Raw genomic sequence first — 13,595 nt, forward strand, 5'->3', positions numbered from 1 at the left:
TTGACTGCGTTGTACATGACCTGGATCATAAAAATGTCAACGGGTGACAAGTTATGTAAATTTATTTCATAAAAATGTGATGGATACGAAGTTGAGGCTGGCAGGATTTATTAATGAAGCCGTTAATTGAGGAGTATTTATACACCGTGCAGAATAGCGTTCCCCCATACTCGCTGACACAAATGAAGCCGACAGCGGGCATGAGGGAAAACGTTATTTAAAACAAAAAGTGTCAGGGCATCATTATATCAGGATCACGAGTAATACGTTGTAGAAAACGACCATAACCCTGTTCGCCTGTCCAGTAGTTAATACTTTTCTCTACACCCGTCGATGTCAGAGTCGCACCAGAAATACCATCTACCGTATATTCATCGATATGCTCTGGTTTTTCCTGAATTATTCTCAGCGCCGGCTTCCCGTTATTATCAACCACTTTTTTACCCGGCCATTGTTTACGCCAGTTCTCATCTTCCACTCTGGCCCCCAAAAAAGGAGTTTCCCGCTGCTGGTAGTAATACAGGTTTTTAACTGTACGCCCGTCAAGGTCAAGAGCAAGGAAGGCGTGCATCATAGACTTCGCCCCCTTACCGAAAACAGGAATTATAATTTGTTGAATTTTATTGTTTTTATTTTTCACCAGATAGACATCTGCAATTACGCAGCGCTGGTGGATCCTGGCGGGATCATGCTCCGGAGCGAGCTTCTTACATCCTTGCGTTATGGCATCGTCAGCTACCCACTCCCCGGAATCCAGATTGACCTTTCGCGCTAAAATATAACGTTGAAATAAATTATTTATAGTTTTTTCATCCTGTGCATCTGATTTTAGCAAGCCCGCAGCATGCAGAATGGCGGCATTTTTCTCTTCACTGGTCGGTTCGGTGACTTCCCCCTGGAACACCATAAACCAGGCAATAGCGGCAATAAAAATAAGGACACAAAACACCATCATTGATGCAACAATAACTTTACCCTTGTGCATTCTTCTATAATCCCTGTAAGAAATAAGATATTTAAAACGCCTTCAGGTATGCCATTACCTTTGTAGATTTGCAACTACAGAAGCGATGAAAACTATATAATCATTATGATATAGCTTTGGGCTTTAATATCAGAACAACATGTTTTTACTGCCATTTTATCGTATAAAAAATGCCGGGTTTCCCCGGCACAAAAATCACCACGTTTTCGCCCACCACAGCCGTATCTTCATCCCCCAGTAGCTGGTCCAGCCACTGGTTGTCGATACCACACGACCTTGCGACATCACCACTAGCGTGGGAGTGACGCTAATATCCCAACTGCGGGATATTGTGCCCTCAGCATCGTTAATAACCGGAAATGCCACACCTTTGCGCGACAGCCAGTGAGCAACATCCGCTTCGCTGCCGGAACGTAGCGCGATGGTCATAATGTTTTCCCCTTCTGATCGCAGTCTGGCGACTTCCGGCGTGGTGAAGCGACACACACCACACCAGCTTGCCCAGAAATAGATCAGCACCGGCTCCTCATTACTGAGTGCGGCGAGGGTGACGGTTTCGCCATCCAGCGTCTGCAAAGGCGTACTGTCAAACGATGCTGGCAGTTGAGGCGCGCGCCATACATCCATCAGCAGCATCGCCCCGGCTAACAACGCCAGTAAGATCAGCCCTTCGCGCAGCCAACGACGCAGTTTACCGCTCATTGGCAGCCGCCAGTTTTTCTTTGACCACTTCTTCAAGCGTTTCCCACGACACAGCGCCTGGTATAAGCTCATCACCAATTATCGTAGCCGGCGTTCCCCGTACACCCACCAGCCGCGCCAGTTGCAGGTTAGTGCTCAGTGTCTCTGAACTTTTATCATCCAGATTTACCGGAGTGGCTGCGGCTTTTTCCTGCGCCTGCTTAATACTGGCAGCCGTGTGGTAGCCCCTCTTCTGCATCAGTTTTTCATGCAGCGCCAGAAACTGCTGCGGATGCTCGCGCCACGTTGTCAGCGCAGTCCGCGCCGACAGTACGGAGCTTTCCCCTTTAAACGGCAGCGGTTTAATCACCACCGCCACGTCAGGATACTTTTGCACTATTTTTTCCAGCATAGGATCCAGTTGCTTGCAGTACGGACAGTTGTAATCGGTGAAGTTTATCAGCGTCAGTTTCGCCTGCTTTGTACCAATACGCGGGCTGTCAGGATCGTTAAACAGCGCTTCCTGAATGAGCGCTTCAATTTGCTTTTCCTGTTCCGGTGTAAACGGTGCAGGCTCTTTCGCTACGCTGACGGTTGAAAACAGGGCTAACAGCAAAACAATCAGGATCTTCATGGATTGACTCCTTTGGCATCTGCCAGTGTTTTTAACACCGCCTCGCGGGTTAACAATGTTGGCAACGCCTGACCTTCCGGCAGACCGGGGCCATAAATTTGGTTAAACGGCACAGCAACCTGGCCACGTTTTTTCAGAAATGCGGTGATGGCTTCAGAAGGCAGCGTCCAGTCGCCGCGTAACGCCACTACATCAGGCTGTTGCAGTGCGGCCTGGACGTCTTCTTTATGCAATACGTTGTATTTATTTACCTTACAGGTAATGCACCAGTCGGCCGTTACATCAACGACTACGCGCTTATGCTGGGCAAGCGCATCGTCGATGGCCTGCTCGCTAAGCGGTTGCCAGTTCACACTCTCTTTCACTGCACTTTGTGTGAAAACACCCAGATGCGGGAGCAGTAACGTTGCCAGCCAGATAGCAGAGCCGAGCATCATCACCCCCAGAAGACGTCGCAGGATGTTCATCCAGCGCCCCGGACGTGGTAACCGCAATGCCAGACCCGGTCGGAGAGCCACCAACAGCCATGGCAAGCTCATGCCCAGCCCCAGTGCGAGAAAAAGTCCCCATAGCGTTGGAAGTGAAGCCGTAAGCGCCACCGCTACCGCGGTCCCGAGAAACGGTGCACTGCACGGCGTGGCGAGCAGCGTAGCAAAAGCGCCCTGCCAGAAATGCCCTGCCAGACCGTTGCCACCGCGAGTAGCCAGCGTTGTTGTCATTGTGGAAGGAAGCCGGAATTCAAACAATCCGAACAGACTGGCGCTAAACGCCAGCATTACCAGCACCATAACGCCAATAAACCACGGGCTCTGGAATTGGATCCCCCAGCCGAGTGCCTGATTGGTCATACGCAGTACCGTCATCAGCAATGCCAGGGCCATAAATGAGACCAGAATTCCGGCCACCGACGCCAGAAACTGACGGCGAACCTGACGACGACTTTTCTCTTCGACAAGCAAAATTGAACCCAGCTTCATGCCCAAAACCGGTAGCACACAGGGCATCAGATTCAGGATCAGACCACCCAGCAGCGCCATCGCAACCACCTGCCACATCGCAGGTGCGGCGGTATCCGCAGCCGGAGCATCTCCTATAGCAAGTCGACTTTCCTGCGCAACGCCATTATCAGCCAGGACCAGCGTGACCCGCTTGCCGCGTAAATCCGGTGCGCCTTCTCCCCAACTGTCATGGACAGGTACTGTCGCCAGCAGCGTGTCTCCATCAATGCGGATTTGCGGCATACCGAAATCCACATCATCGACGGTATCCAGATAAAGTCCGGGCGTAGACCAGCCTCCCGCGCGGTGCGCTTCGACCACCAACTCTCCAGCCCGCGCCCCTGCGCTGAGCGTATCTGTCAGGCCGCTGGCAAGCGGGATCTGCCCCATTGCCTGGGCATAATCATGCGCAAATGTCGGATCCTGAACAGAAGGTGTTACGGAAAAAGGAAAATCCGTCAGCAGGCAGACATTGCTGCACGTTGATAGCGTCAATACGCCATTGATCGTGGCTGGCAGCGTGCCGTGTACCACCATCGGGAATGTCACCTTATCGTGATACCCCTGGGTAGTGATATTGGCGACCTCAAAGCGCGCAGGCGTTGGCCAGAACCAATCCACTGCGGGCATTTCACCTTTCCAGGTGACAGACGGCGCGACACCGCCCTCTCCCGGCGAACGCCAGTAGGTTTTCCAGCCATCTTCCAGCTTCACATCCAGCAGTAGACGGGCTTGCCCTTCAGCAGATGTATCGGCACGCAGCCGGACGCTGGCATGGTCGTTATCGGGTGAACGCAGCCAGCCGATGTCAGCCGCCCAGGATACGGGTAGCCATAGCAATAACAGACAGAACAGCGCCTGCCTGAAAACAGTCATCATATTTTTTCTCCGTGAATAATTATCTAACAGTCAGCAACAACGGTTTGGTCATTCACGGAAGACACAGAATCTGAGATGAACCCTAAGCGTGGGCGGCGAGATGGCTCGCGGTGGGAAAAAAGGCAGACGAAAAGCCCGCACTGGCGCTAACAGCGACAGAAGCAGGCATAGCACCAGAATCGCCCCTTCAAACAGCACAGGCGGCGACGCCAGTAACGACTTCGCGCTCAATTCACAAGGGGTAACGGGTGAGGCGTCATCGGTATCCGTTTGCGCGCTCGCGACGACAGCAGTGGCGGCGGTATTCATCTGCAACGCATGCAGACCCGCCATGCGTTGCGCGGTGCAAACTATCACCACAACACATGCCAGGCAGAGGAACCACCATCCCATCCGTTGACGTTTCGCCATTATACCCTCACTGATTAACGCGAGTTATCTTAGCCACTGGTGAGGTTTTGGCAACCTTTACGCTGTAAAGTTATGTCGGTACCGGAGATTAACAACTGCTGTTCATTATCACACCCGGCCACGAAATAATAATCAATGCCAGCAATAATTTCACAATCAAAAATGACGCCTCTAATAAAACAACATGAAAATATCACCACAGGTATTATTCATTATTTCCGCGGCATCTCCGAGAAAACCCCGTGACACATTATAAGAAAATATTAAAAATGTACTTTCGCGTATTGATGCGTAAATGAAAGTAAGGACTGGAGCATTTCCTCAATAAAAACAATATTATAATTAAACGGACTAATATCTTGTCCATTATAAAAACGCTTTGTTTGTTAAATGTTATTCAGAGTATATGGAAATGAAAAAATATTTATTACCCCTGATCGGCTTACTTTTTACCGTTAGCACTCAAGCCGCATCATTTACCGATGGCAAGCAGTTCATCTCACTGGAGAAACCCGTACCTGCAGCACCAGCAGCACTGAAGTTTTTCTCCTTCTATTGTCCCTCCTGCTATCAGTATGATGAAGTTTTCAAAGTGACTGATAACGTGAAAAAAGTCTTGCCCGCTGATGTCAAACTCACCGAGTATCATGTCGACTTTTTAGGTCCTCTGGGACCAGACATGACGCATGCCTGGTCAGTTGCCATGTTGTTAAACGTGGAAGATAAAGTCAAACCTTTACTGTTTGATGCCGTTCAGAAAAAACAAACCATTAAAACAGCGGGCGATATTCGCAATATATTTATCAACGCCGGTGTGAGTGCCAGTGATTATGACGCAGCATGGAATAGTTTTGCCGTGAAATCATTGACAGCCAAACAACAAGAGCTGGCTAAAGCTGTAGATTTAAAAGGCGTACCCGCAATCTTTATCAAGGGTAAATATATGATTAATCCTAAAGGATTAAATTCAGATGACGTAAATTCTTTTGTGCAGAGCTACGCTGACACTGTCCAGTATCTTATTTCCCGCCCCTGATGTTGAGTTAATACCGTTATACGCACCACACAACAGGATCCAGCCCCTCTCTGGTGACTGTTGGTGGTGTAATGCCTGTTCCTTGTCATATCGTCTTCTCCTCCTTTCATGTCATGGTTGGCATTCACCCTTATGAGGATTACCCTAAACTTATTGGTAGATGCCTTTCCCCAGAGGTATCCTTCTTCTATGTGTTGATTTACACGAGAGAGCGCTATGGAATTAAAGGATTATTACGCCATCATGGGCGTGAAACCGACGGACGATCTCAAGACAATCAAGACCGCCTATCGTCGACTCGCCCGCAAATACCATCCCGATGTCAGTAAAGAATCCGATGCCGAAGCCCGTTTTAAAGAAGTTGCTGAAGCATGGGAAGTACTGAGCGATGAACAACGTAGAGCCGAGTACGATCAGTTGTGGCAGCACCGCAACGACCCGCAGTTCAACCGTCAGTTCCAGCAGGGCGATGGACAGAATTACAATGCTGAAGACTTCGACGACATTTTCTCCTCTATTTTTGGCAAGCATGCTCACCATTCACGGCAGCGTCATGCCAGTCGGGGTCACGATATCGAAATCGAAGTTGCCGTTTTTCTCGAAGAAACGCTTACTGAGCATAGCCGTACCATCAGTTACAGCCTGCCGGTATACAATGCTTTTGGTCTGGTAGAGCGCGAAATTCCGAAAACGCTGAACGTGAAAATTCCGGCCGGCGTGGGTAACGGCCAACGCATTCGTTTGAAAGGCCAGGGTACTCCCGGTGAGAACGGTGGACCGAACGGCGATTTATGGCTGGTCATTCATATTGCGCCTCATCCGCTGTTTGACATTGTTAATCAGGATCTGGAAATTGTCGTTCCCCTCGCCCCGTGGGAAGCCGCTTTGGGCGCGAAAGTTACCGTACCCACCCTCAAAGAGAGCATTCTGCTGACTATCCCACCTGGTAGCCAGGCCGGGCAGCGTTTACGAATTAAGGGCAAGGGGTTGGTAAGCAAAAAACATACCGGCGACCTGTATGCAGTGATCAAAATCGTGATGCCACCAAAACCTGACGACAACAGCGCCGCACTGTGGCAACAGCTGGCAGAGGCACAGAAGTCCTTTGATCCGCGCAAAGAGTGGGGGAAAGCATAATGGCTAACGTTACCGTCACCTTTACTATTACCGAGTTTTGTCTGCACACCGGCGTTTCTGCAGAGGAACTTAATGAGATTGTCGGTTTAGGGGTAATAGAACCCCGTGAAGACGAGACTGCCCACTGGCAGTTTGACGATCATGCCCTGGCCGTTGTGCAGCGCGCTTTGCGCCTGCGCCAGGAGCTGGAGCTTGACTGGCCAGGAATAGCCGTTGCGTTGACATTACTGGAAGAGAACGCACATTTACGACAGGAAAACCGCTTGCTGAGACAGCGTCTGTCCCGCTTTATCTCTCATCCATGACGCATTTATTGCCAGTCACCGGGGGCAGCATCGCTCTGCCCCTTTTTTCTCCCGTCAGTCCCACCCCAGCGTTAATGACATTAACCGGCAGATAGCATACATTCTGAGGTAAGAATTATCCTAAAGCATAAGACGTTGAGCCATGCAGCTTAAACCACTCACAAAAGGCCGTTTTCATAACATCTGGCAGCAAGATGATGCCTTTATCGAGAAGACATTCCAGGAACTGCTATCAGAGACACAGCTCATTCATGAGGATGAGTATCTCTATCATCAGGGGCAGGTTGTCGACCGTCTGATTATGGTGCAATCAGGAAGAATCTCTCTGCGTTACAGCGCTGAGAATGGTCGCCGTTTTCAACTTGGCGCGATGGAGTGTGACGAACAACTTTTTGGTGAGATGGAGTTCTTTACGGGCTATCGCTGCCAGCTTGATATTGTGGCCGAAGAGCCGCTCACCGTTGCGGTATGTAGTTGCGATCGGCTGGAAGAAGCGTTAAATCAGCACCCCAGACTGGCAATCTTCTTCGCCAGCGCAATGGCTGTCGACTACCAGGATATGCTGGAAATTTTCCTGCACCGGATGCTCTATCCGATCGTGCATAACGTGGCTTACGATCTTTATCGACAGCATCAAAACAAGCAACCCATGGATGGTTTCAGTAAAAAATATCAGGAAGCTGAGCGATTCGGCACTACCGACCGGGTCTACCGACGGGCGGTTAAAGCGCTTACTGATGCAGGCCTGGTAACGCAAACAAAGCAAGGCCTGGAAATCAAAGATCTGGATGGGCTACGGCAATTTCTGGGAAACGACATCATCGACTGACACACCAACACCGGGTCCGGAATGTTGGAGTGTCCGTCAACAACAATTAGAACTTATAGGTAAGGCTGAAGTAATGGCCGATACCCGTTGTACGCCCTGCTCCGCCGTGATTTTCCATCAATGCCATATTACGGAAATACTTCAATCCGTAACCCACTGCGTAGTGCTCTGAATGCCAGTAAATGCCGTTATACCATTCAATCGCGTTGTTGCTGTACAACGCCTGATCAGCAATCTTATTGGCAGCAAACTGGTAGTCAAAGTACCCCTGATAGTTTAAATAGCTGCCATTGGCGAAATGATAAAACGGCGTCGACCAGTTTGTTGAAAACATGTAGCCATCCCACTTACCTTCGTTATCTGCACCATAGTTTTCACGAACGTAGTGAGCGTAGAGATTCATCCCCACCATACCGAACCACGGTACCTTAACATCTGTTCCCAGGCCGATATAATGTTCGAATAATTCCCGGTCACCAATGTTGTTCACGGTTGAGATATAGAATTCGTTAAACGGGCCAACAGATAAATCTCTGTTAAAGATGGCATCAAGTGAAAAACGCGGTGATATTTTGGCAAAAAAGTTATCACCACCGTGACGATCGTCATGCTTGCTATCAAAAACATCAAAGAAATCAACGTAACCATAAAGATCGACAATACCAGAGCGAGCACCAAATTCCAGTTCAAGATACGTGTCGTTGCGAATGCCATAAGGAACCTTAGCATCAACGCTTTGCATTAAATTCATCTGCATCCAGTTGAAATCATTCTTCCGAATATTGCCATCAGTATAATCAGCAGCAACAGCATGGGCACACCCCATACTCATAACAGCGCCAACCACCAGATTTTTAATCATTGATATATTTTTCCGCAACATATTCAATTCCTTTGAGAAAGACTGAACGGCGCCACACACAGAATAGTTGTGTGGCGATAGTTCTTAATTAGAGGAAGGTAAGTGTTTTGCAATAATTATTGACGTTTGAGCTTCAGTGTTCCCAGCAACATGATAAAGATAACCAAATACAATACTGGTATTGCGTACATAATTTTTTGCAATCCCATCGTTTTTTCCATTACCGCGCTGATTGCCGGGCTAAACATTGCTCCTGCACTACCGCTAATTAAAATGTAAGAAACGTTCTGGCTACTTGCTCGCTTCACAAAAGAAACACCGTAAGCAATAAAGGAGTTATACAGTGCGGCGCACACAAAGCCATAACTGTAGGCCAGATAATCTAACCCTGAAATATCTTTCTTCGTTACAATGATCGTAGTGATAATACAAGCCAGCAAAATAATACTTAACAGGAAATAATGTATCTTCACGCGGGCAACAATCCCGGTTGACACTAACGCGCCGACCAGTGCGGCCCCCCAATACTGAGTAATAATATTTCCGGCTTCTTCAAATGGAATACCAAATTTATTCTTAACAAACAGAGGTGCCCATGTCAGGAAGGTATAAAGCGCCAACATACCTAAAAACAGACCAATCCCACCGCTGATAATCCCAGGATTCCACTCTGACTTCACCGCTTCTGTCTGGCCAGAAACATGTGTTGTTTCGCAAGCTGCAAAGCGAGTTAGTGCCACAATCCCAAGGGTCAGTAAGGCCACCATACCAACGCTAAGGTAGCTGTAACTCCATGACATATTGTGGGTTAGCGCGAAGGTCGTAATCAACGGGAAAACCACCCCCGCAACGTTAAACGTAGCATCCTGCACCACCAGCATCGTACTCTGAATACGATCCTGCCAGACAGAAACCACGATCGTACCTGCCACGCATAGGCCAATACCGCCACAAAAACCGACGAGGGTCATAGCGACCATCACTGGCCATAAACCACTACTTAAATGCATTGTCAGTGCGCACAGGAAAACTATCGAATAGATAATTAACGTCATACGTTTTACACCGACTTTTTCAATCAGGAAAAAAGCGGCGATCGTGCCCGCTAATGCCCCTCCGTTCAGTAACGAAAAAATAGATGCGACAGCATTCACATCGGCATTGTAACGCATTGCAATCGGTTCAATCAGCATACCAAACTGACTGGCAAACCCTGCCATAATAAAATTTGCCAGAAAACTAATCAGCGTAAGTGCTATTTTATTCTTCATATAAAGACATCCCTGATTGGTTCAATAAAATTTCTTCGCTAAGCTGTAACTGCTGTATTCAGTGCCAGCTCAATCATATTATTAAAGGTTAATTGCCGTTCCTCCGCAGTCGTTTCTTCTCCCGTCAGGCAGTGATCGGACACGGTTAAAATCGCCAGCGCCTCAATCCCAAACTGATGTGCTAAGGCATACAATCCAGCCACTTCCATATCGACTCCCAGAACACCAAACTTCTCCAGTGCAGGAATTAAATTATCATCAGGATCGTAATAAAGATCGCCACTGAAAACATTTCCGACTTTGATATCAATGCCCGCTTTTTGCGCCAGAATCCATGCTTGTTGTAATAATGGGAAGTGTGCCGATGTTGCCATTGTATAGCCAGAACTACGTTTCAGATTCGTGACTGAGTCCGTTCCGGCTGCGACGGCAAGAATAATATCGCGCATTTTAATATGGTGCTGTGTTGCCCCCAGACTACCCACCCGAATAATTCTCTGGACACCAAAATCATGTACCAACTCATGTGCATATAACGTCATCGACGGTATTCCCATACCGTGACCCATTACTGAAACAGGTTGTCCGAAATAGTATCCGGTATAACCCAGCATATTGCGCACGTTGGTAACTTCCCGATAATCTACCAGGTAATTTTCAGCAATAAACTTAGCGCGTAACGGATCACCAGGCATAATAACAGTTGAAGCAAAATCACCCGGTTTGGCATTAATATGTGCAGTCATAACAATTCCTGAATCATTTATATTGAAGATATGCAGGGATTGTAACCAGACGTATGCAGAGAATTGAGGACAAAAGTCCTGCTGAGAGGATCGGCCTCTCATTTTTGAGAGTTATTGTTGTTGCGTTGCCGTACGGGGAAAACGCCGCCACCCCGCGCGACAGTCACGGGGTGACATCATGTCATATCAGGGCTTATCAGCGTGACCAAACAGTAACGCGGTATAATGGGGGTTCACTTTTCCGCTACGCTTACCGTCCGGACCAAAATAGCGATCGTCCCGGCACAGACGCTCATTGGTGTCACAAAACAGACCGCCCCGGAATGTAAAAGCGGTTGTATCAAATTGCCCGGCCGCTGCCAGCTTTTCGCCCTGCTTCTTGCCGACATACCTGGTGGTCAGCGCCACCGATATACCGTGCTTATTGGCACAGATCGATTTATCACACAGCACGCCCGGGGCCGGACTGTATGGCTCAACTGTCGCTGCGTTCACTGGCAATGACAGAACACTCACTGCCAGCAGGCCCAACACTTTTATCATCTTTCTCTCCTTATATTCTTCGCCAGCCGCTTTTGCCTGCTTCTCTCATCCGAACAGAATGACACCCGGGCGTAATATTTACAGTCGCTTTTCCAGTAAATGCGCTCTCATCAACTCCGAGGCGGCCTGTGCATCACCCTTTTTAATATGCGCCAGGATCTCTCTTTGTTTCGTCGCTGTATCAATAAAATACTGGCGGTCGTTGGCGGGTAATGACTCTCTGGTTTTTTCAAAGTAGGTAATCAGAACGTCAGAAAAAACCTGCAGGACACGATTGCCACTCGCCTGTAGCAGGAGTAAATGAAAATCCCTGTCATGACGGTCAGCTTCCTGCGGATTGTCAGCGTTTTCCTCAATAAGCCGGAGTTCGTTTTCAAGTTTTGACAGCATTGCTGGAAAAATTCTTCGCGTTGCCAGAGGAATGATAGCGCACTCGATTAAGATCCTTGCCTCAGTAAACTCTGAGATATCAAACCCGGACAGGTCAAACTGCATCAACAGTTGGTTATTTATGTTATGAGAACCCACATTTTTTAACACACTACCCCGTCGGGGAGCGCGCTCAAGCATTCCCATTTGCACAAGCGTCCCGAGCGCCTGGCGAACTTTATATCTTGATGTATTAAAACGAATTGCAAGTTCAGTTTCTGTTTCGATACGTCCATCAGCATCTCGGTTTGCATCATCAAGCAGATAATTTTTAATATTTTCAAATAGTTCGTTTTTCTTATCCATATACACTCTCAGATTAAGGTACCGAAACAATCGTAAGTATAAATAATACAATAAGTTGAGTTAATTATTTTATTGTTATGATAAGATTATAACCCCTTATTATTCAAATTATATTAAGCTATTTGTTAATAAAAAGGAATTAATTATGATGTTATTCGTAACTCAGTTTGCGATAGTTCTTACATGTATTGGTATAGGCGGGCGTTTTGGCGGGATTGGTTTGGGTGCTGCGGGTGGGTTAGGACTGGCAATCCTGACTTTTGGATTTGGACTCCCCCCCGATTCTCCTCCGATAACAGTCATCTCCATCATTCTGGCTGTTATCACGTGTATCACTATTCTTCAGGCAGCTGGCGGTCTTGATTTATTTGTTACTATGGCGGAGCGGATCCTAAGGAAATGGCCAGGTGCAATAACCTTTCTGGGCCCTGCTGTTGCTTACCTTTTTACCGCTATTTGCGGGACAGGATATGTCGCTTTTTCCGTTTATCCGGTGATTGCAGAAATTGCAGCCGATGCCAGGGTTCGGCCAGAGCGAGCAATGTCGATGTCAGTTATTGCCGCTAATTTCGGTCTCATTGCCAGCCCGGTAAGTGCAGTCGTTACCGGAACAATCGCCGTTCTTGCCGGATTACATGTATCGGCTTTGGATATCCTGTCTGTCACAGTCCCCGGCACATTTCTTGGCTGTCTTGTTGGCTGTTTGTTTGTCTTTAAACGAGGTCATGAACTCGAAGATGATCCTGAATTTCAGCGCAGGATTGCGGAAGGTGAGTTTGAGTCAATAAAGGCTGAAGAACGCACTGCCAGCATGGTGACAAAAGAGGCAAAGAGAGGGTTGCTGATTTTCCTTACCGGTATCATCCTGGTTGTCGTTATGGGGTCAATTCCTGAATTACGTCCGGTGTGGAATAACGGTACCGGGATGGAGCGTATGAGCATCCCGACAACGTTGCAGATAATTATGCTGACAACAGCATGTATTATTATGATGGTGTGCCGAATTTCGCCTTCAAAACTCGACTCAGGATCTGTATTTAAAGCAGGACTGGTGGGAGTGGTCGCCATATTTGGTCTGTCATGGATGATGAACTCCTTCTTTGAGGCATGGCACGAATTATTTAACACCGCTTTCCACGGTTTTCATAATCCGGTGCTGTTTGGCATTATTGTGTTCGGTCTTTCCGCTGTGATTTACAGTCCGGCAGCGACGGCAGTGGCATTACTGCCTGCGGGTGTGTTAATGGGATATCCGGCAGAAACATTAATTGCCTTGCTTCCGGTAACCTGCGGATCATTCATTATTCCGGGGGGAGCGCAGATTGGCTGTGTTGCTTTCGACCGTACAGGAACAACACGTATTGGTAAGTATGTAGTGAATCACAGCTATATGTTACCAGGTCTGGTTACCGTTCTCGCCTCAACCATTTTCTGCTTTCTCATTTCTAATTTACTGGCGTAGCGCCGAAGCGACTGGAGAAAGTCTGCAAGGCATCCTCTTCTGATGAAGCACAGAAGAGGATGCCTGTAATTAGATTTACTA

General features: G+C 48.0%; 15 protein-coding genes. 5 read left to right on the forward strand and 10 right to left on the reverse strand.

Going from position 1 to position 13,595, the window contains the following annotated elements; genetic code table 11:
* Positions 1-232: 232 nt before the first annotated feature.
* From nqrC to SK36_RS12775, 5 genes are all read right to left on the reverse strand, one after another.
* Positions 233-985: an NADH:ubiquinone reductase (Na(+)-transporting) subunit C gene (gene nqrC / locus SK36_RS12755; protein WP_045441490.1), complete on the reverse strand. Its 753-nt coding sequence runs from the start codon at positions 983-985 to the stop codon at positions 233-235.
* Positions 986-1,180: 195 nt separating this feature from the next.
* A complete protein-coding gene (locus SK36_RS12760) occupies positions 1,181-1,687 on the reverse strand; it encodes a protein disulfide oxidoreductase (RefSeq protein ID WP_045441489.1) in 507 nt (168 codons plus the stop codon).
* The gene (locus SK36_RS12765; RefSeq protein WP_048221688.1) at positions 1,677-2,300 is read right to left on the reverse strand and encodes a DsbA family protein; all 624 of its coding nucleotides are present in this window, start codon (positions 2,298-2,300) and stop codon (positions 1,677-1,679) included. Before SK36_RS12765 ends, SK36_RS12760 begins: the two co-directional genes overlap by 11 nt.
* Positions 2,297-4,177 (reverse strand): protein-disulfide reductase DsbD family protein, encoded by a 1,881-nt coding sequence (locus SK36_RS12770; protein ID WP_048221689.1) that lies wholly within the window; start codon positions 4,175-4,177, stop codon positions 2,297-2,299. The genes SK36_RS12765 and SK36_RS12770 overlap by 4 nt, the downstream gene beginning before the upstream one ends.
* Before the next feature lie 48 nt (positions 4,178-4,225).
* Positions 4,226-4,588, reverse strand: a complete 363-nt coding sequence (locus SK36_RS12775; protein ID WP_045441486.1) for a hypothetical protein — start codon at positions 4,586-4,588, stop codon at positions 4,226-4,228.
* A 412-nt stretch (positions 4,589-5,000) separates the two neighbouring features.
* Between SK36_RS12775 and dsbA the strand changes: the two genes are divergently transcribed.
* The 4 genes from dsbA (at position 5,001) to SK36_RS12795 (ending at position 7,895) form a co-directional block, all read left to right on the forward strand.
* The gene (gene dsbA / locus SK36_RS12780; protein ID WP_048221690.1) at positions 5,001-5,624 is read left to right on the forward strand and encodes a thiol:disulfide interchange protein DsbA; all 624 of its coding nucleotides are present in this window, start codon (positions 5,001-5,003) and stop codon (positions 5,622-5,624) included.
* A 216-nt stretch (positions 5,625-5,840) separates the two neighbouring features.
* Positions 5,841-6,761 carry a curved DNA-binding protein gene (cbpA, locus tag SK36_RS12785; protein WP_048221691.1) on the forward strand — a complete coding sequence of 307 codons (921 nt, stop codon included), beginning with the start codon at positions 5,841-5,843 and terminating at the stop codon, positions 6,759-6,761.
* Positions 6,761-7,066, forward strand: coding sequence for a chaperone modulator CbpM (gene cbpM / locus SK36_RS12790; protein ID WP_045441483.1), 306 nt, complete (start codon positions 6,761-6,763; stop codon positions 7,064-7,066). Before cbpA ends, cbpM begins: the two co-directional genes overlap by 1 nt.
* 142 nt (positions 7,067-7,208) lie before the next feature.
* A complete protein-coding gene (locus SK36_RS12795) occupies positions 7,209-7,895 on the forward strand; it encodes a Crp/Fnr family transcriptional regulator (RefSeq protein ID WP_045441482.1) in 687 nt (228 codons plus the stop codon).
* Between the two features lie 46 nt (positions 7,896-7,941).
* Here SK36_RS12795 and SK36_RS12800 read toward each other — a convergent pair whose 3' ends face one another.
* From SK36_RS12800 to SK36_RS12820, 5 genes are all read right to left on the reverse strand, one after another.
* Entirely contained in the window at positions 7,942-8,778 is an 837-nt protein-coding gene (locus SK36_RS12800) for a nucleoside-specific channel-forming Tsx family protein (protein ID WP_045441481.1), read from the reverse strand.
* A 95-nt stretch (positions 8,779-8,873) separates the two neighbouring features.
* Positions 8,874-10,028, reverse strand: coding sequence for an MFS transporter TsgA (gene tsgA / locus SK36_RS12805; protein ID WP_045441480.1), 1,155 nt, complete (start codon positions 10,026-10,028; stop codon positions 8,874-8,876).
* Positions 10,029-10,066: 38 nt separating this feature from the next.
* Complete coding sequence (gene deoD, locus SK36_RS12810) at positions 10,067-10,774, reverse strand: purine-nucleoside phosphorylase (RefSeq protein ID WP_048221692.1); 708 nt, start codon at positions 10,772-10,774, stop codon at positions 10,067-10,069.
* A 186-nt stretch (positions 10,775-10,960) separates the two neighbouring features.
* Positions 10,961-11,317, reverse strand: a complete 357-nt coding sequence (locus SK36_RS12815; protein ID WP_045441478.1) for a YcgJ family protein — start codon at positions 11,315-11,317, stop codon at positions 10,961-10,963.
* Between the two features lie 78 nt (positions 11,318-11,395).
* A complete protein-coding gene (locus tag SK36_RS12820; RefSeq protein WP_048221693.1) occupies positions 11,396-12,052 on the reverse strand; it encodes a FadR/GntR family transcriptional regulator in 657 nt (218 codons plus the stop codon).
* A 145-nt stretch (positions 12,053-12,197) separates the two neighbouring features.
* Here SK36_RS12820 and SK36_RS12825 point away from each other — a divergent pair, with 145 nt between their 5' ends.
* A complete protein-coding gene (locus SK36_RS12825) occupies positions 12,198-13,514 on the forward strand; it encodes an anaerobic C4-dicarboxylate transporter family protein (protein ID WP_081918197.1) in 1,317 nt (438 codons plus the stop codon).
* The last annotated feature ends 81 nt before the right edge of the window (positions 13,515-13,595 follow it).

The organism is Citrobacter sp. MGH106, assembly GCF_001037495.1.
In the GTDB taxonomy this organism is placed as follows: domain Bacteria; phylum Pseudomonadota; class Gammaproteobacteria; order Enterobacterales; family Enterobacteriaceae; genus Citrobacter; species Citrobacter murliniae.

What these genes read in the sequence shown, in the direction of transcription:
- nqrC (WP_045441490.1), bottom strand. Translation starts at nt 985, where the DNA reads ATGCACAAGGGTAAAGTTATTGTTGCATCAATGATGGTGTTTTGTGTC.
- SK36_RS12760 (WP_045441489.1), bottom strand. Translation starts at nt 1,687, where the DNA reads ATGAGCGGTAAACTGCGTCGTTGGCTGCGCGAAGGGCTGATCTTACTG.
- SK36_RS12765 (WP_048221688.1), bottom strand. Translation starts at nt 2,300, where the DNA reads ATGAAGATCCTGATTGTTTTGCTGTTAGCCCTGTTTTCAACCGTCAGC.
- SK36_RS12770 (WP_048221689.1), bottom strand. Translation starts at nt 4,177, where the DNA reads ATGATGACTGTTTTCAGGCAGGCGCTGTTCTGTCTGTTATTGCTATGG.
- SK36_RS12775 (WP_045441486.1), bottom strand. Translation starts at nt 4,588, where the DNA reads ATGGCGAAACGTCAACGGATGGGATGGTGGTTCCTCTGCCTGGCATGT.
- dsbA (WP_048221690.1), top strand. Translation starts at nt 5,001, where the DNA reads ATGAAAAAATATTTATTACCCCTGATCGGCTTACTTTTTACCGTTAGC.
- cbpA (WP_048221691.1), top strand. Translation starts at nt 5,841, where the DNA reads ATGGAATTAAAGGATTATTACGCCATCATGGGCGTGAAACCGACGGAC.
- cbpM (WP_045441483.1), top strand. Translation starts at nt 6,761, where the DNA reads ATGGCTAACGTTACCGTCACCTTTACTATTACCGAGTTTTGTCTGCAC.
- SK36_RS12795 (WP_045441482.1), top strand. Translation starts at nt 7,209, where the DNA reads ATGCAGCTTAAACCACTCACAAAAGGCCGTTTTCATAACATCTGGCAG.
- SK36_RS12800 (WP_045441481.1), bottom strand. Translation starts at nt 8,778, where the DNA reads ATGTTGCGGAAAAATATATCAATGATTAAAAATCTGGTGGTTGGCGCT.
- tsgA (WP_045441480.1), bottom strand. Translation starts at nt 10,028, where the DNA reads ATGAAGAATAAAATAGCACTTACGCTGATTAGTTTTCTGGCAAATTTT.
- deoD (WP_048221692.1), bottom strand. Translation starts at nt 10,774, where the DNA reads ATGACTGCACATATTAATGCCAAACCGGGTGATTTTGCTTCAACTGTT.
- SK36_RS12815 (WP_045441478.1), bottom strand. Translation starts at nt 11,317, where the DNA reads ATGATAAAAGTGTTGGGCCTGCTGGCAGTGAGTGTTCTGTCATTGCCA.
- SK36_RS12820 (WP_048221693.1), bottom strand. Translation starts at nt 12,052, where the DNA reads ATGGATAAGAAAAACGAACTATTTGAAAATATTAAAAATTATCTGCTT.
- SK36_RS12825 (WP_081918197.1), top strand. Translation starts at nt 12,198, where the DNA reads ATGATGTTATTCGTAACTCAGTTTGCGATAGTTCTTACATGTATTGGT.